Origin of the sequence: Dokdonia sp. (assembly GCF_039945015.1) — a bacterium.
In the GTDB taxonomy this organism is placed as follows: Bacteria; Bacteroidota; Bacteroidia; order Flavobacteriales; family Flavobacteriaceae; genus Dokdonia.
Genome location: NZ_JBDUXP010000004.1, coordinates 797,725 through 817,399 on the forward strand (window position 1 = coordinate 797,725; position 19,675 = coordinate 817,399).

Below are 19,675 nucleotides of genomic sequence, written 5' to 3' on the forward strand. Positions count from 1 at the left end.
TTAATTCAATAATATTGGCAAGGTACATGGAAACAATACGCTATTAAATAAGTACTAATACGTAATTAATACGTGTTAACTCGTATATAAATGATGAACACCTTAAATTTCTAGAAAAATAGAATGTATCCTTAACAAATAAGTACACATTATCTAAGCAGATGAGCTATCATTTTACGTTTATTAAATAAAATGATAGCTTCATAAGAAATTAGTATGTAAATAGATACTTGTTAATTAGGCATCCTAACTATATTTGTAATAAGAATTGTTATGAGTACGCTCCTGCCTGCCGGCTAGGCAGGTTCGCGAAAGCAAAAAAAGAAAACACATATATAATCAGAACGTTGCTTATTAAGTAAGCAGTGTATATTAAAAATGACAACTATGCGAACGTTACAATTTCATTATAACCATCTCTTACAGGGAGATTTTGAAATTAAAAACCTTAATGTATTATTAGTATTTCAAGTAAATTGCCCTGGATGTTTTTCTTATGCCTTGCCCTTTTTCAATCAACTCTATAAGGAGTTTGTTTCTGATGGGGTTTCTTTTTTAGCACTCTCTACAGCTTTTGAAGATTTTGATAAAAATACATTGGCAAATACCAAAGCATTGGTTGAGGATGCTGTTGTCATAGGAGAAACTAAAAAGATGATGATCCAACAAGGATATGAAAAACTACCATATACATTAGACTTTCCTATAGCCATGGATCAACTTGAGGAAGACCCTAGTGATATGGATACGGTCATAGAAAGTATCTGTGTTTTAAATCCAAACTATCTACAGTGGGGAGAAGCAGAAAAAGAAGCATTACAAAAACGGGTAAAAAAATATATAAGTACACTGGACAAAGTTGCACTCACATTCACATTAAACCAATTAAGAGGGACTCCTAGTTTTGTGTTGTTTAACAAAGAATATGAGATTCTAGATGAATGGTTTGGACACGTCCCTTACAAATCAATATCTGAAAAGATGAAACAATTCGTGTAAACATATTAATTTTGAAATCTATAAATTTTATCTAGTACTTGATGAGCACACACGATTTAATTATGCATTCTGTAGAAGATGTACTTCCATTGAGTGAAATCCAGTTTAGTAAAGAGAACAAAGAAGCTCTTGATCAGTTACTCAAGGAGTTTAAACATATTGATGTTTTAAAAAAATATAAACTCCCGGTAGACAATAAAGTATTGTTATATGGTCATACTGGCTGTGGAAAAACAACAACAGCAAAGGCAATTGCTCATTCCTTAAATAAAAAAATCATTATTTTAAATTTAGGGAAAATGATCTCCTCACGATTAGGAGAAACGGCTAAGAATATGGCAAGCATCTTTCAAAGAGCCGATATAGAAAATGCAGTATTGTTTATAGATGAATTTGATTATATAGGTAGAGAAAGAGACAGTGACATTAAGGACTCTGGAGAAATGAAACGATTGGTCAATACGCTTATTCAATTGATCGATTACCTACCAGAAAGTACCTTACTGATAGCTGCTACAAATCATTCTAAAAGTATTGATACAGCTCTGTTACGAAGATTTCAATTACGATTAAAGTATGAGTTGCCTAGCAGAGATGCATTAAATGTGTATTATAATACGATGCTAGCTCAATATCCTGAAGAATACAGAAATCTTACAATGAAGTATGATATCTCTTTTGCCGAAGCAAAAGATATTATTCATAGAGCTGTTAAAAGCAAGGTTATAGCTTCCGAAGAACAAAAATGCAAATCGTAAGAGATATTAAAGTATTCATAAAATATGAAAGTACTAAAGAGGCTTTAAAAATAATTAGAATATCTTGATATCTTTATAAATCATTTCCGACAGATTATACTGTATGCTAAAATCATTACTCTTTATTCCTGATATTTCTGGATTCACAAAGTTTGTGCAAACAACAGAGGTGGAGCATAGTCAGCATGTGATTGCAGAATTATTAGAAATTCTTATCGCTTCAAACACTCAAAAATTGCAACTCGCAGAAGTAGAGGGAGATGCTTTGTTTTTTTATAAAGAACAAGACATTCCATCGCAAGAAAAATTACTCGCCCAAGTAGAGACAATGTACACTGCTTTTTATGGGCACCTTAAACTTCTGGAGAAAAATAGAATTTGCCCGTGCAATGCCTGTACTATGGCACCTCAGCTAGAACTTAAGATTGTAGCACATTGTGGAGAGATTCAGTCATTACAAGTACAAGGGAATAAAAAACCATTTGGAGAATCTGTAATAGAGACCCATAGATTGCTTAAAAATAATATAGATAGTGATAACTATATTCTGATTAGCGATGAACTCGCAAGCGAATTGAAGATGAGTCTGGGATATGAAAGCAGATTGTTTAGCTTTCGCGAAAGCGCAGAAAACTACGATGACAAAGAAATTAAATTTATTTATTCAGAAGTAGATAAAGAATTACTAAAGTTATTGCCTTATGAAAGCCCAACATACGTCGAGCTGGATAAGAAACCTAATCTTTCTTATACGATCCAGATCGATGCTTCAGCAAATGAGGTCTTAGAAATTATCACCAATTATCGATATAGAGGAGATTGGGTAAAAGGCGTAGACCGATTTGAATATAATGAAGGCGAGATCACACGCTTAGGGTCAGAACATGTATGTGTTATTAATGGGAAGCATTTTAACTTTACGACAGTCACAAAAGATGTAGATCCAGGGAAGATGATTTATGGCGAACTCACAGAGAGTATTCCTCCCATAGACAAATTTTATCAGTTTTACACTTTAGAATCACTTACAGAAAATAGCTGTACCGTAACTTGCGAAACCTACTGGGTCACACGCTCACTTATTAAAAAATTAATCATCGCATTGGTGATTAAAAAGCACTTCAAAAAGAATATGAAAAATTCTCTCGATAACTTAAAAGCTTTTACAGAAAAATAACCTTCTCTTTTTAATGCCTAGAAGATTTGGTTTACTTTTGTATGTTATATAGTAAACTTTGATAATATATACCTTCTGGTTTGCTGGTTTTTTTAAGTATATATTAAAAATAATATATTTAATTTTGTAAGATATTTCTTTGTTTATTTGCGGAAAAACAATACTTTTGTACTGTAATTAATTCAATGCCTTATGGTTAGAAATAAAAAAAATATGAATATAATGGACCGTATTTCACGATGCGTCGTAGCGATTGCACTTCTTGCTGTAGTTATTTACGGTGCTGTAGGCATACTTTTAAGTTCTTTATTTATTCTCTTATCTATCCTATTTGTAGTTGCTGGTATTAGCGGGTTTTGTCCTTTTTATAAATCTATAAACGTAGATTTTAATAATTCTGACGAATATTTCAAGTAATTTTCCTGAGTACGCTTTCGCGAAAGCGTATAAAACATATATTTTATCTATACATTAATTCCTTAAGTTGTTTAGACTTCTTGTAAGTTATATGTTTCCCAAAATGCTTCTTTTGACCATCGTTGTTCACGTTGATATAGTTTGTTTTTAGTATCTAGATAAGCTGTAAAAATCCCTTGCATATCCTGTTTATAATTTTCTAAGGTATATGATGATGCTATTAACGCTTGACTGGCGCGATGTGCAGTGTATATTGCATTTGTAATCCCATGGGAGGATAAAGGATCAAAAGCCATAGCGGCATCACCTATAGCTAGCCAATTATTACCTGCCATGTGTTGAGGTGCAGATGAATTTGCTTTTCCACCTAAAATGGTATCTGGAATTTCTTTTGATAAGAATTTGCGTAAGTATTTGGTATCAGCGAGAATAGTTTTCCAGTTAGAATAGTCGGTTAGTTGCTTATGTAACCCCGTATTTTTGGCAGTATATAACGTCATGACTTGTGTGTTTTTACATAAACCAGAAACGATACCCCATCCACCAGCAAAAGATTCTGTAAACACATCGTGAACCATATGTTTATGTTTTGCTCTTGGGATATGACAACTAAAAGATATAAGCTCATCATAGTGGTGTATAGGAATTTGCAAGGAATGAAGTAAGGCTCTATTTCTTCCTGTTGCATCTACTATGTATTTCCCTTGAATGTGTTGCTTTTCTTTTTGATAACGCGTTGAGATACATACTTTTTCAGACGTAATAGCTATATTCTCTAATAAATCATACGATAATATGTGCGTTTCTGCATTTGTTTTTAACGTATCTCGAATCGTTTGTTTATCTATTTTTAGACCATATTTAAAAGGGTTATTATCAAAAAAATGCTTGGTTTGTATTGTTTTACTACCCCATATAGAATGATATCCATATGTTTTACGAAGCGCCGTTTCTTCAAACAATTTGAGGAGTTCTAATTCTTCAAGTAACGTCATAGCAGATGGCGGAAGTGTTTCCGCCAATGCCATAACTTTCTGTTTTTGTAAACGATCTAAAACAATATGTGGTATTTGTTTCCTCTTTAAGAGTAACGAAAGAACGAGACCAGAAATCCCACTCCCTATGATAATCACATCCGTTTTAATCATATATTCTATTTTGATTGTTTTCCATTATAGGCAACATATACCGTTTTTGGTAAACCTCTTACGTTTAATTTTCTACCTGTAACGACACCAATATCTTTCCATTTATAAACCATGTTAATTAAGCCATTCATATAGCCTCCTTCTGCATGATATCCTATAAACCCAGTATCGGTAGTATGTAACCAAGCCAAACGTGATGCATAAATATTATGCTTTGTTTTGAGTAAGATAGTTGGATCTAATAGTTTATTGTAAGAGTCTTCTGGTAATACCTGAACGGGTAAGTTTGCAGCCCACCAAGATGGAATAGGATATTGCTTTTCTACAAATACAGCTTGACAACTTCCTGCATCAGATTGCCAAGGAATTCCCATCCACTTAGTTAAATCTCCAGGAGTAGCTTTCCATAACCAGTGATCTGCTCCTTTTTTCATAGATTCTTTAATGTTATCAGAATCCATTTGGAATCCAAAATCATTATAGAAGATTTCTTTTTGTTCTTCTGGAGAAGCTGTGTTGAGACGTATTTCGCGTAAGCCATAAAAACCATAGGTGTAATTTTTATGTTCAGATATCCAAGGATATATCATTTTGTTTTCTGCATACATAGTATTATGTCGCATTGGCCAAGTAAGTTCTACTCCTGGATGGAATCCACCTCCATATAGTGTTTCTAGAACTGCTCTAGTCATCAATAATGGTTTTTTAGCTTCATCTTTTGCAGCTTGTTTAAAACGCTTTCGGTAATACTTACCCATTTGGTTGATATTCTTAAAATGGAAATGTTCTGGTGTTTCAAATTCACCATCTCTCCATTTACGTAATTCGTCATATATCATGGGAGGAATTGCAAACCATTGTGCAGGACTTCCCGGATAATCAATACCATCACCAGGATAATAAGGTAACTTTAATGTTTCTGTTCCGCTACCTCGATTATCAATATTAGTCATATCCTTACTAGGAATGATAGGCTCATTGTCGTAGTTGTAAATTGGATTTCTGAAGAGGTTAAACACCATCTCACGAACCTTGTCTGCTTCTTCTCTTTCTTCAAGAGTAGTTCCTTTAGAATAGATGTACTTGAATTTATTTTCTTTTGCCAGTTTATCCATGGTTTCTTTAAAAGAAGGCGAAAGAAAATCTCCAAGGTTCACCCATTGCATTCTATACAAGCGGTACATCATAGGAAATACGAGACTTAATTCTGGTTCATAGGTGTCATTTGCAGCGCCACAGACTAAATCAAACATGGTTGAAATAGGTTGGATTTGAGGGGCATAATCTGGTGGAGCAGACGCTACCCAAGCAGCACTTTCGGAGTCATTAAGGTGGTATTCTTTTTTACCGTCTTTTGTCTTAATAGTAGCCGTAATACGTCCATCACAGATATCATCATACCAATTTGAGTTATCTGCAAAATCAGTGTTTAAATCCGATGGATTTAAGGATGCTGAGAGACCGTCTGCAGGATAAAATATTAAAGTCCCATCATCATACTCGGCAGTTCCTAGATTGACTTGTTTTGAATTTGTATTTAAACTCTTAGCAAGTAAACTTTGTGCTTTCCCTTTTGTAAATGGGAATTTTCCGTGAATTTCTTGTCTTTTATGATCTTCACTTACATGCACAGCATCAGGGCTATTTACCAATTCTTTACGATAATCATATCCGCCTCCTTGTCGTAATCCTTGATTTAATACATTAGGATTTCTACGCTTTGCACCTACGCCAGGTGCAATGTTTTTTTCAACAAAATTTGGAGATAGATTTTGATTGTCTGCAACAACAGAAAGATCTAAACTATTATTGAAATCATACCAAAAAGGTTTTTTATTGGCGACTTCAACAGACCAGTTAATATCATACTCTTCGGGGTTAATGACTCGGACTGGTTTTCCATCTGCATCACACTCATAAATATAAAAACGCTGCGCTTGTTTTTTTAAGGCACCATCTTCTGTAATATAATTTTGTTTTGTGTCGTATAGATTTGCCCAAGGGACTTCTGGACTAAAAATTACTTGATCTTTTGTAGCGGGACCATTTCCCATTCGAGCGATTCCAATGGAGGGGTAAATTCTAAACTTAGGTAGGTTCATGTTTTTGGTATTTAAAATGATTAAGCCATAAAATTACTACTGATCTCCGAAAGTTATATGCGTATTTATACTGGTTTACAGATAGTAAGCTATAATTTGTTGTTTTTTAAATTTTAAAAACCACCCCTGACATATTCTGTCAAGATCACAAATACTTTTGTAGTAGTAAACATTTAAAAACATATTACATCATGAAAAACGCAGTTAATTGGTTTGAAATTCCAGTAAACGATTACGAAAGAGCAAAAAAATTCTATTCGACAGTAATAGGAGCAGAGATTATTGACCACCATATGGATGATAAGAATATGAAATATGGTATTTTTCCGTATGATATGGAGAATAACAAAGTAGGTGGTGCCATTTTACAAATGGAAGGGATGAATCCATCTGCAGATGGATCTACCATTTATTTGAATGGAGGAGAAGATCTTAGTGTTCCTTTGGCTAGAGTAGAGGCAGCAGGCGGAAAAATACTCATGCCAAAAACAGATATCCAGGAAAATGGATTTATTGCTCAATTTAACGATACCGAAGGGAATCGTGTAGCACTCCATTCTATGGGGTAATTATTAATGTAATGTGAATTTGAAGTAAATCATTAAGTTTTTCTTCTTTTTCTCCAGTGTAACAAAGTGTTTTCGTTAAAAATTTTTGAAGCCTTGGAAACGACAAAGCGTTAGCTTTGGGCGAGCCTGAGCGACGGAGATACACTTTGTGGTTTTTCGCTTAAAGCGAAAAAATACCTTAGAAAAAGTGTCTTTTCTTTTGGTTCGGTTTTCTTTGGACAAGCAAAGAAAATGAACAATAAGTATGATTATAAGTTAATATGCTGAAGTTTTAACAAGATTAGACAAAGAAATTAATTAGTTCTTTACATTGAATTTATGCTAACAATATAGCAAACGCCTTGATCAAGCGTTTGCTATCTTTGTTTTATATGTCACAACTATCTAGACTCATATCAATACTTACACTGTTACGATCTAAACGATTGCTAACGGCTACGGAGTTGGCAGATAAATATGATGTGAGTGTACGTACCATTTATAGAGATATACGAAAACTGGAAGAAGCTGGCATTCCTGTGTATACGATAGAGGGCCGTGGATATAGTTTAGGTGATACATATACAGTCGCTCCTGTACAATTTACAGAACAACAAGCCAATGCCTTGATTACCGCACAACATCTTATCGGTCAATCTAAAGATGCTTCCTTTGTTACCGATTTTAACGAAGCACTTATCAAGATAAAATCTGTGTTTCGTACATCTGTACAAGAAAAAAGTGAATTATTAAACGACAAACTGCTTGTTTTTAATTGGGAGCGGGAAGAGTTTTCTAGTAATGCACTGTCAGAAATTCAGTTAGCGATTACCCATTTTAAGTATATGGAGATTCAGTATCAGAAAGCCGATGATCCCAATGTAACGTTCAGAAAAATAGAACCTTGTGCGATGTACTCTGCCTATCATAAATGGATTTTGATTGCTTGGTGTCATTTACGTAAAGACATGCGCGCCTTCCGTATTGATCGCATCCAGCATTATAAAATCTTATCTGAGACTTTTGAGGATCGCAAGTTTAGTATTCAAGACTATTTTGCTACTTGTCCTTTTGGGGATAAGTAGGTTAGATATATAGACTGTTCTTTTTTATTTATCTGCTAAATCTGTAAGTGCTTTTACTTTAAATCCTTGTGGTATAGAATAACTCTTTGGTCCAGAAGAAGTTACTTTAATTGATTCTGGAGAACTATCTCCACCTTCTGCAGGATTAGGATGATAGTGATATACTCCAATTTTCTTTCCTCCTTTCATGATACTCCATTCATGTCCAAGGGCAGCTCCGCTACCATAGCTATGACTATATACAATGGTAGTTGTATCATCAATTTCTTGTTCTAGATTCCTAAGAGCTATATTTTCTGGTTTTGCAGCTTCTTCTCTTGCAGCTTCTTCTTTTGCTGCCGCTCTTTCTGCTTTTTCCCTTTCCTTTCTCTGTTGTCCTTGAGCTAATGCTTGCTTGCCTTCTTTAGAACTCGGATCTACAAATAATAAACGCTTAGATTGTGGTTTAAGGACAGGAGGCGCAGCTTGTCGAGGTGCTTGACTGCCATATCCTCCACCGTAAGAAGGAACAAAACTACTTCCACCATAAGAAGGCACTTGTTGAGGACCTTGGGGATGACTATACGGAGGAGGAGCAAAACTACCACCACCGTAAAAAGGCGGTTGTTGAAGACCTTGGGAATAACTATACGGAGGAGGAGCAAAACCACCACCGTAGGAAGGCGCATGTTGAGGCGCTTGAAGTCTTCTAGCCTGAGGAGTTGGCATAACATGACCATCACCACCAGCTTTTAGGTCTTTAGTCCTAGCTTCTTGTTGATTTCTAAAAGGACCCCCAGCAATGTTTGAGTACCATTGTCCACCTGATTCATATATAGCCCTCTGGATAGGTTGTTGTGATGTGCTATTATGGGTCGCTTCTTGTAACTTGAGCTGTGCTACACTTTTAGGCCTATTATCTTCAAGATAAATAGCAGACGTATTATCACTTTGTTTTTGAGAAGTAGCATGAGCTGCCGATTGATTTTTATTCTCTTGTGTTTTGTCAGCATGAGTATTCATACTTCAAGATACTTATTGTAAGCTAAATAAACGTACGATAAAAACAATAAAACACCCTATGTCTACGAATTGTATACGACTAGATTGAAAAAATGTAGCATATAGAATCCGAGAGTAGATTTTAAAATTGAAACTCGTCATTCCGAATTTATTTCGGAATCTCAGTATACGGGTAATGCTTTTTTATGATGAGAACCTGAGACGAATTCCGGTTGACTCCCTAATCCTCATAGGGAAATGAAAGCAAAAATTAGAGTAACACTTTATTTTAGAGTAGTACTCTAATTTTGGAAATAAAATAACTTACGCATCATTTTGACAGAAGGAAGTACGTCTCCTTAATTCCCAAAGAAGAGGTAAAAATAAGAGCTAGATTACCAATATCTATGCGTCTTGCCGTTTTCTAGGAATTCCTTTAAGGACGTATAAATCAAGTATTCCCATCCTTTTACAAAATTGCCTCTGATGAAATCGGGATTTGTAAACGTTTCAAGCCCTTCATGAATGAGTTTTACGCTAGTTTTCTCACCGACAGATGATAATTCAAACGTAACAAAGGAAATCCCAGTGTATCCTTCATATTTCCAAGAATACTTGAGTTTTTTGAGCGGAATGACTTCTAAAACTTCACATAAATGGATATAACGTTTGTCTTCCTCACCACCTTCAAATTGAAATTTGCAACCCACCTCTGGTTTGAAATCTGTGATATCAAAATACCATTTTTTCATGAGTTCTTTTTCAGTAATAGCACGCCAAACAAGTTCTACTGGTGCATTGAATTCCTGTTCTATTAATAAAGGTTTGTTCTCCATGGTAAACGTTTTTTATAATTCCTTTTTTGGTTTAGATTGTAGTTCGTCTAATAAGGTATCAAGTTGATTAAATTTTCCAGTCCACATCTTTCTAAAAGGTTCTAACCAATCGGCTATTTCGGTTAGTTTTTGAATTTCAAGACTACAATGACGCTCTCTACCTTCTTTTTTTATGGTGATAACACCACATTCTTGTAGGTATTTGATATGTAAGGATACTGCCTGTCGGGTCATATCAAACTTATCTGCCAATGCATTTACATGTTGAGACTCGCTTGTCAAGGACATGAGTATACTTCTTCTAGTAGGGTCTGCAATAGCATTAAATACATCTCTATTCATAATTATCACTTAATACGCAAGTAATTGCTTGCAAATATATAGGAAAGCAATCACTTGCGCAAATTTTTAAGACACATCTTACCACCAAATTACGTACCTTGGTAGTATGAGATTCGTATGTGTTATTCTGTTATTGGTGTATGTGCAAGGTGAAGCACAAGAAATTACACCGGTGGTAAATGACAGCCTCTCTGTATTACTTTTTGAAAGAGGTACTTTAAAAGTAAATAAGTGTACCCCTTGGCACCACCTACAATGTGTCTATATAACAGGAACAGAAGTATATAAAGATGGACGCGAAGGGAAGTCTACACGTCACTGGTGGCGTATGTCTTATATCGGAAGGGCGTGTACTGCACAGCATGGGACTGTTTTTGGAAAAGTGTTTGAAGGTTTTTTTGCGATCCCGCACTATATAAGCATAGGGATAGGAAATGGAGTTGGCTATATGGTGTATCTACTACGAGGTTCCCCAGAAAAAATACAAGCACGAAAACAAAAGAAACAAGAACGAAAATCTCTCAAAAAAGCAGCGCGACAGAAAAAGAAAAATAGATCAGGCTAGGAGGCGTATCAATGCCAAGTATTCAGGTGCTTTATATACGACATAGTCTATTAAAATTTGTAAAAGAGTTTAATGTCAAAATTAAAATTCAATCTTGTAACAGACCCTTCTATTTCTAGAAAATCTCTAATATTTGGAGCGACCGATTCTACAAGTCCACCATCTTCTCCTTGATTGTTAGGGTCTAGTTCGGGATTTACAATGTTTGAAAAATCAACAGATCTCACTCTTACTCCAAATCCAACTTTTGGGATTAAACCAAATCTCTTTGAAAAATTAATAATGGCTCCATAATTAAGATTTAGACCAAATTTTTGCCTTCGGTAATCAGCACTATCATAGTTGAAATACTGAGAATTGGTTTCACTTCTGTAAGAACTGTTTTCAAAACTATCTGTATGACGGATATAGAAAGCTTCGGCCGAAACAAAATTCTCAAATGTATGATTGGGATTCAGAACGTAGATTAATTCTGGCGAAACTTCAAATTTAAAATAGTCATTTTCAATCCAATCTCCATCTCCTACAAAATTAATGGAGGTCCCATATGTTCCTATACCGACCTCTGCTCCGATAATAAATTGGTCATTTATTTTTCTAAAATATCCTACTTTCCAGGCAGGACTATAACTGGCTATAGGAGAAAGAACATCAAACGTTACGTAAGATTTTCTTTGAACCTCTTCAGATTGTCCAAACAGGCTATGCGTACTAATGAGTAGAAAACAAACAAGCAAAAAATTATTTTTCATAAATGGATCTTTTTAGTATAGATGTGTTGTTATTCAAAAGGTTGCGTTCAATTGACCTCTAAGAATTTTATACCCATATGCAGATTACTAGTTTTTATATGTGTTTCTAGTCTTTATGAGTACGCTTTCGCGAAAGCGTATATAACCACATGTATATTTTTTATAGATAGGATGAATTTTATTTGTCGAGCATATAGAAATGCGACTTATTTTAGCACTACAGCAATAGCAGTATGAATTATAAGCAGCAACAACCTTCTTCTGAATTATCGCATATCATTAAGAGTTTTTGGATGATAGATAGTGGACAGGATGCTACTATTAACAGGCAAAAAATCATTCCCGATGGATACCCTGAAATGATTTTTCATAGTGCAGATTCTTATCGCACAACAATTCATGGAGTCTGGCAACTTCAAGATCGAGATCTTATTGCAGGACAGATTACAAATTATTTTTACCTAGAGAATACAGGTGTCACAAAGATGTTTGCTATAAAATTTCAACCTTGGGCACTTACGGTATTATTTGGTATTGACATGGCTACAATCACAGATACAGTCATTACTATAGATCATAGCTTGTTGAAAGTACTGAGCCCTATAAAACAAATTGCAATCCAAGATGATCATACTTTTGAAGATAAAGTCACAGATATAGAAAACTGGCTTATTACATATGTAGATACAATCACATATACGTTACAAAAGGGGATAAGAGCAACAGAATGTATGATCGAAAGCCAAGGAAAACTTGGACTGACTGAGATGCGAAAGCAAGTTGATATCAGTGAGCGAAGCTTAGAACGGTTTTTTAAAAGACATATAGGATTATCTCCCAAACGTTATTACAGGATATTACGATTCTCCAATGTTTTTAATTTGGTGCAAGAGAAGGGCTTTAAATGGTCTGATGTGGTATATCTAGGTGGTTTTTATGACCAATCTCATTTTATTAAAAACTTTAAAGAGTTTACAGGAGAGGAGCCTTCCAATTATGGATTTGAAGAAGAGACTATGGCAAATTTCTTTTTGAAAAAATAACGATGTCGGTTTTTTACAATACTAGATGGGTATGTAAACGTAGTTTAGCCATAAAATCTTAAACTATTTATAATGATACTTAAATCAATGTTTGCTTCTTTATGTTTTGTTATTCTTATGACTTCTTGCCAGGGACAATCTGCTCTAGAAGACCTCAGCTTTTTAAGCGGTACTTGGAAAATAGAGAATAAAGAAACTTTTGAAGTCTGGAATCTGGAGGATGACCAATTTATAGGACATTCCTATAAAATGAATAATGGGAATAAAATTATTACAGAAACATTACAAATTGCTATTATAGATACAAACGTTGTTTATAAAGCAACAGTACCTAATCAAAATAGTGGTGAGACGATTCCTTTTGTATTGAATCCTTTGGTTACAGATAAGCTGTCTTTTGAGAATTTACATCACGACTTTCCAAAGAAAATTCAATACCAACAGGTAACAGATTCTAAAATTTTGGTACAGGTACTTGGAGAAGATGATAAAGGATTTTCATATCATATAATAAAGCAATAAGTGCGTTTTAATAAGGTGTTATAGTCTTTTCTAAGAATAGTATCATACTATTATCTGAATGGCTATTGGAATGTGACTTTATACGCTTTCGCGAAAGCGTATATACAAACATCACAACTAAGAATAAAATATAAAATCACATACGCGTTTTGATATAATAATTATATCATTGTTTTATGGAACTTGATTTCTTTATCATCATTAATAACCTTACTGCTGCAACAGCTATCATGTTAGGGTTGTTATTTATGACATCACCTTCTAAAAATAGAAGAGCAAACATATTTTTAGGCTTGTTTCTTTGGAGTTTGGCGATTGAGGTAGTAGGTGTTATATCGGATGCTTTTTATGAAGAGTTTATTTATATTCCGGAAACATCCCTTGCGACAATTCCTTTTTTAGTATTGTATATCAATCAAACGATCAATAGTAAAATTAAAGGTTGGTATGTTGCTCTTTTTATCCCCGTAGTACTGGTTAACTTTTTAGATCTTGAAGAAGGAACCCAATGGATGTTACGTCTTTTTGATTATGTTTTTAATATAAGCTTGTTGTTATTCATCTTAAGAATCGTAAAAAAACATAGCATACGTGTGAATAGTTTTTATTCAGATTTGGAGCATAAAACCATACGATGGATTACCATTATTGTTTATATATATCTTGGGTTTTATATGCTTTGGTTTATTGAAGATATTGTAGTGACTCAAAATGAAAATCTTGTGGAGTCTTTTGCTAAGCTCTCAACGGTGCTTACCTTTTTTATGGTCTATTGGATAGGTTATAACGGATTTACACAGCATGAAACGTTCAAACAACAAGTGTTTCATAGAGAAGAAGATATACCCTTTGAGGAGGTAGATAGCAAAGAGAAGGAGTTAGATATGATATCAGAAGCAGATATGCTTCTTTTTGAAAAGATGTGCGTACGTATAGATTCAGAAAAATTATATGCAAATTCTAAGCTAACTCTTAACATACTTTCTGATGCTCTAGCGCTTCCTTCTAGAGATGTTTCTAGACTAATTAATTTGAATACAAAAGGAAACTTTTATCAGTTTATTAATGGTTTACGTACAGAAGAGTTTAAAAGACTACTAGAATCTCCAAAGGCTCAGAAAATGTCTATTTTAGGGTTAGCAGAAGAGTCTGGTTTTTCCTCAAAATCAACATTTTATACAGTTTTTAAGTCCATGGAAGGGATGACTCCAAAAGCATACGAATTGTCTCTTAAAGAGTCCGAATAGATGCAGTCGGACGTATTCTTGTGCATATTTTTTATCATTAGCCGTTAGTTTGTTATTCATTATTAATTAAAACAAAAAACGCATATTTATGAAAAAAATAGTTTCGACAAGTTTAATGATTTTTTGCTTTCTACTTATGAGCTGTATGTCTTGTTCTAATGACGATACAGATACGACACCTATCACAACAGAAAACATAACCCCAGGGAATGATCCAAATTTTACAATTGTAGCAAATGAGGACACTGGGTTTACTAATTTTAATAGAAAAGTATTGGTTTTTGATATTCCAATTTATGCAGTAGCACAAGTAGAAGATAGAAAACTATTACACGCGGCAAATCTCATGGCGCAATACTTGGATAATGATGAGGATGGTAGTATAGATAATATGACGATTTATAATTCTATGCGTTCTAATAATGCCTTTTTATTTATGTGGAAAGTCGAAGCAGATCTAGAGAATTTTGATCCTCCTAATGGTTTTACTGTTGGTCAAGATTTAGGAAACGATGAGACCATTCCAGAATGGCATACCAATGGACATACTGGACAGTTTGATGCTGCGATAGAAGAGGTGTGGCATATTATCACCAATGGTGGACATGAGAGGGCTTATCCAGAAGTTTTTAGCTCACAATCTAACTCGGAAATCAGTAACGCGATGGATATTGCTCGTGGAGGTAATTTTCAAAATCCACCCGCAAATTACCCTGCAGATGCTTGGTATACATATGATGATCCTACGTGTGACTATAATTGTCAGGTAGGGGAATACTTATATTGGGTAATGACATCTATGCTAGGAGGTCAAGAAAATAGATTGGATGAGATAGATAATGAATGGAGATTAAATACAAGAGCATTAGTTGAGGCTAACGATCCTGCGGCTTTTTCAATTTTTACAAATCCAACGTATATGATGCCTTCGATATTACCAGATGGTACCTACAGACAATAAGATATGCTATATGCCTGAATAAGCTAGCTATTTGAACTATAAAGCTTACTGCTCATAGTAGTAGGCTTTATATCTTATACTCTAATTATAGTGGTTATTTAGGATTTGGATAGGTAGCTGTTCCAAATTTATAATAGGCCTCTTTATTGAGGATATAGTCTTGAACAGTAATACCTACCTCCTTGGTATAGGTATAGACTGTTTTTCCTTGCTCTGTTTCTGGGGAACCCCAAAAGATCGTTAAAAGATTTTCAGAAACTGTTCCTTTAAGCGGAAATTGAACACCTCTAGCGTCAAACCAAGTTCCAGATACCATGGTGTCTTGCGTTACTTTATAGTAGGCTTTTGCTTTAAAAGTGATGTCATTTCCATCGGTTGTTTTTCTGTTATTTTCAAAATCTAAGGTGTAAAATGCATTATCTAATTCTTGAGACCAATGCATGCTATATGTTGCTGGGCTATTCATTAAAGTCCCAGTGCCTACCCATGGAACCTCTTTTATCTTTTCAAAAATGGTTTGTCCAAATAATGGCGTAGTCAAAAAAACGATGCCTACGGTCAATACAATGTATTTTGTTTTCATAAGATATATGCTATAATTATGTTCTGTTTTCTTTTCTAATCACAACCTTTAGTCCAGACCATACTGGACTCACACTACATACTTTTATATCTACAAGCCCTAATGGAAATGCGAGTTCTCTTACGGTATCCTCTGTAATATCTGTAGGTACTTTTGAAGCTTTTTTTGGCCATGAAACCCAAATCATACCATGTTGTTGTATACGATGTCTATTTTCTGATAAATAGGCTTGTAGTTTTACTTTTTCAAAACTAAAGATATGTACGATGTCTGCGAGTTGTATGTCTGTTGCTTTTGTTATTACAAATGGAATTTCTAACCATTGTTCATATGCTTCGGGTGCATCTATAAGACGTACGGTATGTTCTTCTTTGATGCCTAACTTTTGATACAGCGGCTTCCCTGAATATCCTGTTCGAACGGGTTTCTTCATATGATGAATTTTATATACATCTTGTTCTTTTCCTTTACGGAGTCATATAGCTATTGCTTGTGAGCGAATTTTATAAAAGAGTTCGCGCCCTAGCATAAACCACCCTAACCCTACAAGTGTATTTCCTATAATGAGCCCAATGATAGCTGAAAGTACAGCACTAAGTATTGGTGTAGCAAACAAACCCGAAATAATCAATATAGGTCCTACAGCTTTATATACATTATTTTGCATGATAAATATAGAAAATAGAATCCATCCTATAACAAAAAAGGAAAAAGCAATAATAGCGCCTAGGTCTAATTGGTTAAAGTTTTCTATTGCTTCTATTTTTACAAGTGCATCCGGAGTTGTTTGGGCTAGTTGATGAATAATAAAGATCTCTCCCCATTCTTGTGCAAGCAACACCATATTGCCTATAGATACTAGGATAAAGGAGATAAAACCATGCCTATTTGCTTTATTACATAGGGATAGATAGATTCCTATACTTCCAAAAAATAGGAGTATCGCTGTTATTGCAGATAATCCCTGTCTTAGTAAAAAAAGAGTTGATGCTGCTTGTTGCTCAAAGGAAAGATGTGTATCAAAAAAAGGAGTGACGATGGCATTTACAATCACAATGAGTACACCGGCACTGCATAATGCTATCGCCGAGAATGGTATTAATTTATTCATGTTCGATTGTTTATTTTTTATAAATAGTAAGTTCGATTTTAATTGTATCTCCTATAAGCATATTCATAGCGCCAAAGTCTAATTTAAAATCACTTCTACTCAATGTGGTTGTCATTCGTATACCAATCGCATCGGTGTTTTTTGTATTGAGAAAGATATATGGAAGGTGTATTTCTTTCTTGACCTCTTTTATTTGTAAGATTCCTGTGATGGTATCTGTTGTGATCTGAGTAGCATTAAACGTAATTTGAGGATGTTTTGATGCGTGTAAATAGGCTTCGCTTCGCAGAGTTTGATCTCTAGATGTATCTCCAGTATCTATACTATGTACAGAAATGATACTTTGGATATCTTTTAATTCTTTCTGAGAATCTATGATCATACTCCCTGTAAAACCTGTGAAGTGACCTTCTACAGTTAGGAGCCCCATGTGCGTGATAGAAAAGGCTATGGTCGATTGCTCGGTGTCTATCTCATGATACGCTGTTTGTGCATAGCATAAGAAACTTATACTCCATAACAAGACGACCATAGCTTTTTTTCTATTCATGAAGACACGATTATTCTTCAAGGGCAAGAATGTTCAATGTGATCTTTACATCATTTCCTATGATACTCGTACCAGATGCGAGCTTTGCATTAAAGGCAATTCCGTAATCCTGACGATTTATAGTAATGGTAGCGACAAATGCAATAGATTGTTTCTTTGTAGGTAGGTCTAGTAAGGGACCATGGATGGTAAATGGTAGTTTAATCTCGTTAGTCACACCATGGATTGTTACATTTCCTATTAGATAGTTTTTGTCATTCTCCTGTACTACACTCGTTGTTGTAAATGTTATTTCTGGGTAGGTTTCTGCATCAAGAAATACATTGCTCTTCACAGCAGCTTCGCCACCAGCACTATTGGCATCATAACTCGCTACTTTGATAGCTGCATTTGCTACAGACTTTGTAATATCATCTTTTGAATAGGTAATAGTTCCTTCTACATCTTTAAATCTCCCCACGACATCAATAACTCCAAACCGTTGGATTTGGATTTGCACGGAGCTATGTTCGCTATCTATGGTATAATTTTGGGCTGCCACTTCTGAAGCTACAAGTAAAAAAAGAAAGATAAAAGTAAGTTTGATTTTCATGGTATATACGTTTAAGATTGAAGAAACAATGGTATTGTTTCTTACACGTGGGATCGACAATCTTTATAAAGATTGTCTGTATATACATAGAATTAGTAAAAAATTAACAGCTACAGCGCTTTCTTAAATGCCGATGGTGTTTGTGATTCAAACTTTTTAAACGCATTGATAAAAGAGGTTTTATTATTAAACCCTGCATCAAATGCAATTTGTAGTAAATTTTTCTCTGGAGAAGTTTGTATCAAGCTTTTTGCTTCCTGAATTCGGTATTTATTTACAAAGTCAAAAAAAGAACACCCGTATTGCTCATTGATAAGTTGCGATACATGATGACTGCTTACATCTAGTTTGGAAGCAAGGTCTTTGATTCTTAACTCATTTTGTAGATATAATTTATCAATATCCATAATCTGCTCTAAGCGTTGTTGCATATCAGATTTTACAGCCTCTTTTAAACTAGATGCTTGATATTTTTGAGCGGGTTGCTCAACTTTACGCCAATGTACACCAGATAAATAATACCCTATAGAGTACATAAAAAGTCCCATAGGTACCACATAGATATAATCTAGATTTCTACTATATACATCGGTTTGAAATAAAATATAGAGATATACTGACGCTAGAAGTAAAACAACCATCAGGATAATGGTAAAAGCTTTTAACCAGATAATGCGATGCAAATTAGAATATTCATCCTTAAGTTTCTTTGTGTAGGAAGTGATGATCTTATAATTTATGATGAGGTAGATAGCTAGATGCACAAACTGTACATAAAAAACAGTCGAATACACATATTCAAAAACAGTTACTGTTTTTGGTCTGTAATCAAAAACGGCAAGCATCCCATAATGAATTTGTCGCAAACTTAAATCTTGCCCGCTTATAAGCGGAATGATACCTACAAAAAGCAAAAAAGGAATCAAATGTAAAGAGGACTTCCATGTAAAACGCCATCCTTCTATAGTGAGCGATTTGTAAAAGTAATAGAGGAGAGGCCCAACCAGTAGCCAAGATCCATATCGAGTACCATAAAATGCATTAACGGGGACTTTAAACGCATTTCGTATTGCTAGGAATTCTAGTAATACCCAAATCACAAATACAATGAGAATAGCGAGATATCTATTTGCAATTACAGCTTTACGTTGTGGTGATAACAACAATAGACTTAGTGTAAAAACACCTTGTGCTACAAAAATGATGATGATGATAGACCAAATATCCAATGAAGTACTGATTTGTGTTATGCGTACTGAAATGTATTAAAATAAAATGAAGTTGGAGATTTTATGTTGTATAAAAACATTTTGATGCTTCATTGAATTGTTGATGCTGTTTAATTTGTTTCTGTAC

The 19,675-nt window shown here is 34.5% G+C and carries 23 protein-coding genes; 11 read left to right on the forward strand and 12 right to left on the reverse strand.

Annotated features, from left to right (window positions below; all coding sequences use genetic code 11):
* Window positions 1-387: 387 nt before the first annotated feature.
* From ABJD27_RS05785 to ABJD27_RS05800, 4 genes are all read left to right on the forward strand, one after another.
* Window positions 388-999 (forward strand): hypothetical protein, encoded by a 612-nt coding sequence (locus ABJD27_RS05785; RefSeq protein WP_348172734.1) that lies wholly within the window; start codon window positions 388-390, stop codon window positions 997-999.
* A 41-nt stretch (window positions 1,000-1,040) separates the two neighbouring features.
* A complete protein-coding gene (locus tag ABJD27_RS05790; RefSeq protein WP_348172737.1) occupies window positions 1,041-1,757 on the forward strand; it encodes an ATP-binding protein in 717 nt (238 codons plus the stop codon).
* A 103-nt stretch (window positions 1,758-1,860) separates the two neighbouring features.
* The gene (locus ABJD27_RS05795) at window positions 1,861-2,934 is read left to right on the forward strand and encodes a DUF2652 domain-containing protein (protein WP_348172740.1); all 1,074 of its coding nucleotides are present in this window, start codon (window positions 1,861-1,863) and stop codon (window positions 2,932-2,934) included.
* Between the two features lie 213 nt (window positions 2,935-3,147).
* Window positions 3,148-3,351, forward strand: coding sequence for a YgaP-like transmembrane domain (locus ABJD27_RS05800; protein WP_348172743.1), 204 nt, complete (start codon window positions 3,148-3,150; stop codon window positions 3,349-3,351).
* A 71-nt stretch (window positions 3,352-3,422) separates the two neighbouring features.
* On the opposite strand, the gene ABJD27_RS05805 is transcribed toward ABJD27_RS05800, so the two are convergent.
* A complete protein-coding gene (locus ABJD27_RS05805) occupies window positions 3,423-4,499 on the reverse strand; it encodes an FAD-dependent monooxygenase (RefSeq protein ID WP_348172746.1) in 1,077 nt (358 codons plus the stop codon).
* 5 nt (window positions 4,500-4,504) lie between these two features.
* Entirely contained in the window at window positions 4,505-6,601 is a 2,097-nt protein-coding gene (locus ABJD27_RS05810) for a LodA/GoxA family CTQ-dependent oxidase (protein WP_348172749.1), read from the reverse strand.
* Between the two features lie 191 nt (window positions 6,602-6,792).
* On the opposite strand from ABJD27_RS05810, the gene ABJD27_RS05815 reads away from it, so the two are divergent.
* Window positions 6,793-7,170, forward strand: coding sequence for a VOC family protein (locus tag ABJD27_RS05815; RefSeq protein ID WP_348172752.1), 378 nt, complete (start codon window positions 6,793-6,795; stop codon window positions 7,168-7,170).
* A 371-nt stretch (window positions 7,171-7,541) separates the two neighbouring features.
* Window positions 7,542-8,234: a YafY family protein gene (locus ABJD27_RS05820; protein WP_348172755.1), complete on the forward strand. Its 693-nt coding sequence runs from the start codon at window positions 7,542-7,544 to the stop codon at window positions 8,232-8,234.
* 24 nt (window positions 8,235-8,258) lie between these two features.
* On the opposite strand, the gene ABJD27_RS05825 is transcribed toward ABJD27_RS05820, so the two are convergent.
* The 3 genes from ABJD27_RS05825 to ABJD27_RS05835 form a co-directional block, all read right to left on the reverse strand.
* Window positions 8,259-9,236 carry a hypothetical protein gene (locus tag ABJD27_RS05825; protein ID WP_348202005.1) on the reverse strand — a complete coding sequence of 326 codons (978 nt, stop codon included), beginning with the start codon at window positions 9,234-9,236 and terminating at the stop codon, window positions 8,259-8,261.
* Between the two features lie 374 nt (window positions 9,237-9,610).
* Window positions 9,611-10,051: an SRPBCC domain-containing protein gene (locus ABJD27_RS05830; RefSeq protein ID WP_348162075.1), complete on the reverse strand. Its 441-nt coding sequence runs from the start codon at window positions 10,049-10,051 to the stop codon at window positions 9,611-9,613.
* A gap of 12 nt (window positions 10,052-10,063) precedes the next feature.
* Window positions 10,064-10,393 (reverse strand): metalloregulator ArsR/SmtB family transcription factor, encoded by a 330-nt coding sequence (locus tag ABJD27_RS05835; protein WP_348162077.1) that lies wholly within the window; start codon window positions 10,391-10,393, stop codon window positions 10,064-10,066.
* Between the two features lie 106 nt (window positions 10,394-10,499).
* On the opposite strand from ABJD27_RS05835, the gene ABJD27_RS05840 reads away from it, so the two are divergent.
* Complete coding sequence (locus tag ABJD27_RS05840; RefSeq protein ID WP_348162079.1) at window positions 10,500-10,958, forward strand: hypothetical protein; 459 nt, start codon at window positions 10,500-10,502, stop codon at window positions 10,956-10,958.
* A gap of 50 nt (window positions 10,959-11,008) precedes the next feature.
* Here the strand turns inward: ABJD27_RS05840 and ABJD27_RS05845 are convergent, their stop codons facing one another.
* On the reverse strand, window positions 11,009-11,710 hold the full coding sequence (locus ABJD27_RS05845; protein WP_348162081.1) for a hypothetical protein: 702 nt from the start codon (window positions 11,708-11,710) through the stop codon (window positions 11,009-11,011).
* A 233-nt stretch (window positions 11,711-11,943) separates the two neighbouring features.
* On the opposite strand from ABJD27_RS05845, the gene ABJD27_RS05850 reads away from it, so the two are divergent.
* The 4 genes from ABJD27_RS05850 to ABJD27_RS05865 all read left to right on the forward strand — a co-directional run bounded on the left by ABJD27_RS05850 (window position 11,944) and on the right by ABJD27_RS05865 (window position 15,483).
* Window positions 11,944-12,753: a helix-turn-helix domain-containing protein gene (locus tag ABJD27_RS05850; RefSeq protein WP_348162083.1), complete on the forward strand. Its 810-nt coding sequence runs from the start codon at window positions 11,944-11,946 to the stop codon at window positions 12,751-12,753.
* A gap of 72 nt (window positions 12,754-12,825) precedes the next feature.
* Window positions 12,826-13,275, forward strand: a complete 450-nt coding sequence (locus ABJD27_RS05855; RefSeq protein WP_348162084.1) for a DUF6265 family protein — start codon at window positions 12,826-12,828, stop codon at window positions 13,273-13,275.
* 176 nt (window positions 13,276-13,451) lie between these two features.
* Window positions 13,452-14,522, forward strand: a complete 1,071-nt coding sequence (locus ABJD27_RS05860) for a helix-turn-helix domain-containing protein (protein ID WP_348162086.1) — start codon at window positions 13,452-13,454, stop codon at window positions 14,520-14,522.
* Window positions 14,523-14,610: 88 nt separating this feature from the next.
* The gene (locus ABJD27_RS05865; protein ID WP_348162088.1) at window positions 14,611-15,483 is read left to right on the forward strand and encodes a hypothetical protein; all 873 of its coding nucleotides are present in this window, start codon (window positions 14,611-14,613) and stop codon (window positions 15,481-15,483) included.
* Between the two features lie 94 nt (window positions 15,484-15,577).
* On the opposite strand, the gene ABJD27_RS05870 is transcribed toward ABJD27_RS05865, so the two are convergent.
* The 6 genes from ABJD27_RS05870 to ABJD27_RS05895 form a co-directional block, all read right to left on the reverse strand.
* On the reverse strand, window positions 15,578-16,066 hold the full coding sequence (locus ABJD27_RS05870) for a hypothetical protein (protein WP_348162090.1): 489 nt from the start codon (window positions 16,064-16,066) through the stop codon (window positions 15,578-15,580).
* A gap of 16 nt (window positions 16,067-16,082) precedes the next feature.
* On the reverse strand, window positions 16,083-16,499 hold the full coding sequence (locus tag ABJD27_RS05875; RefSeq protein ID WP_348162092.1) for a DUF3052 domain-containing protein: 417 nt from the start codon (window positions 16,497-16,499) through the stop codon (window positions 16,083-16,085).
* Window positions 16,500-16,541: 42 nt separating this feature from the next.
* On the reverse strand, window positions 16,542-17,177 hold the full coding sequence (locus tag ABJD27_RS05880; RefSeq protein ID WP_348162094.1) for a hypothetical protein: 636 nt from the start codon (window positions 17,175-17,177) through the stop codon (window positions 16,542-16,544).
* 10 nt (window positions 17,178-17,187) lie between these two features.
* Window positions 17,188-17,727 carry a YceI family protein gene (locus ABJD27_RS05885; protein ID WP_348162096.1) on the reverse strand — a complete coding sequence of 180 codons (540 nt, stop codon included), beginning with the start codon at window positions 17,725-17,727 and terminating at the stop codon, window positions 17,188-17,190.
* A gap of 10 nt (window positions 17,728-17,737) precedes the next feature.
* On the reverse strand, window positions 17,738-18,319 hold the full coding sequence (locus ABJD27_RS05890) for a YceI family protein (RefSeq protein ID WP_348162098.1): 582 nt from the start codon (window positions 18,317-18,319) through the stop codon (window positions 17,738-17,740).
* A 110-nt stretch (window positions 18,320-18,429) separates the two neighbouring features.
* Window positions 18,430-19,548, reverse strand: a complete 1,119-nt coding sequence (locus ABJD27_RS05895; RefSeq protein WP_348162100.1) for an AraC family transcriptional regulator — start codon at window positions 19,546-19,548, stop codon at window positions 18,430-18,432.
* Between the last annotated feature and the right edge of the window lie 127 nt (window positions 19,549-19,675).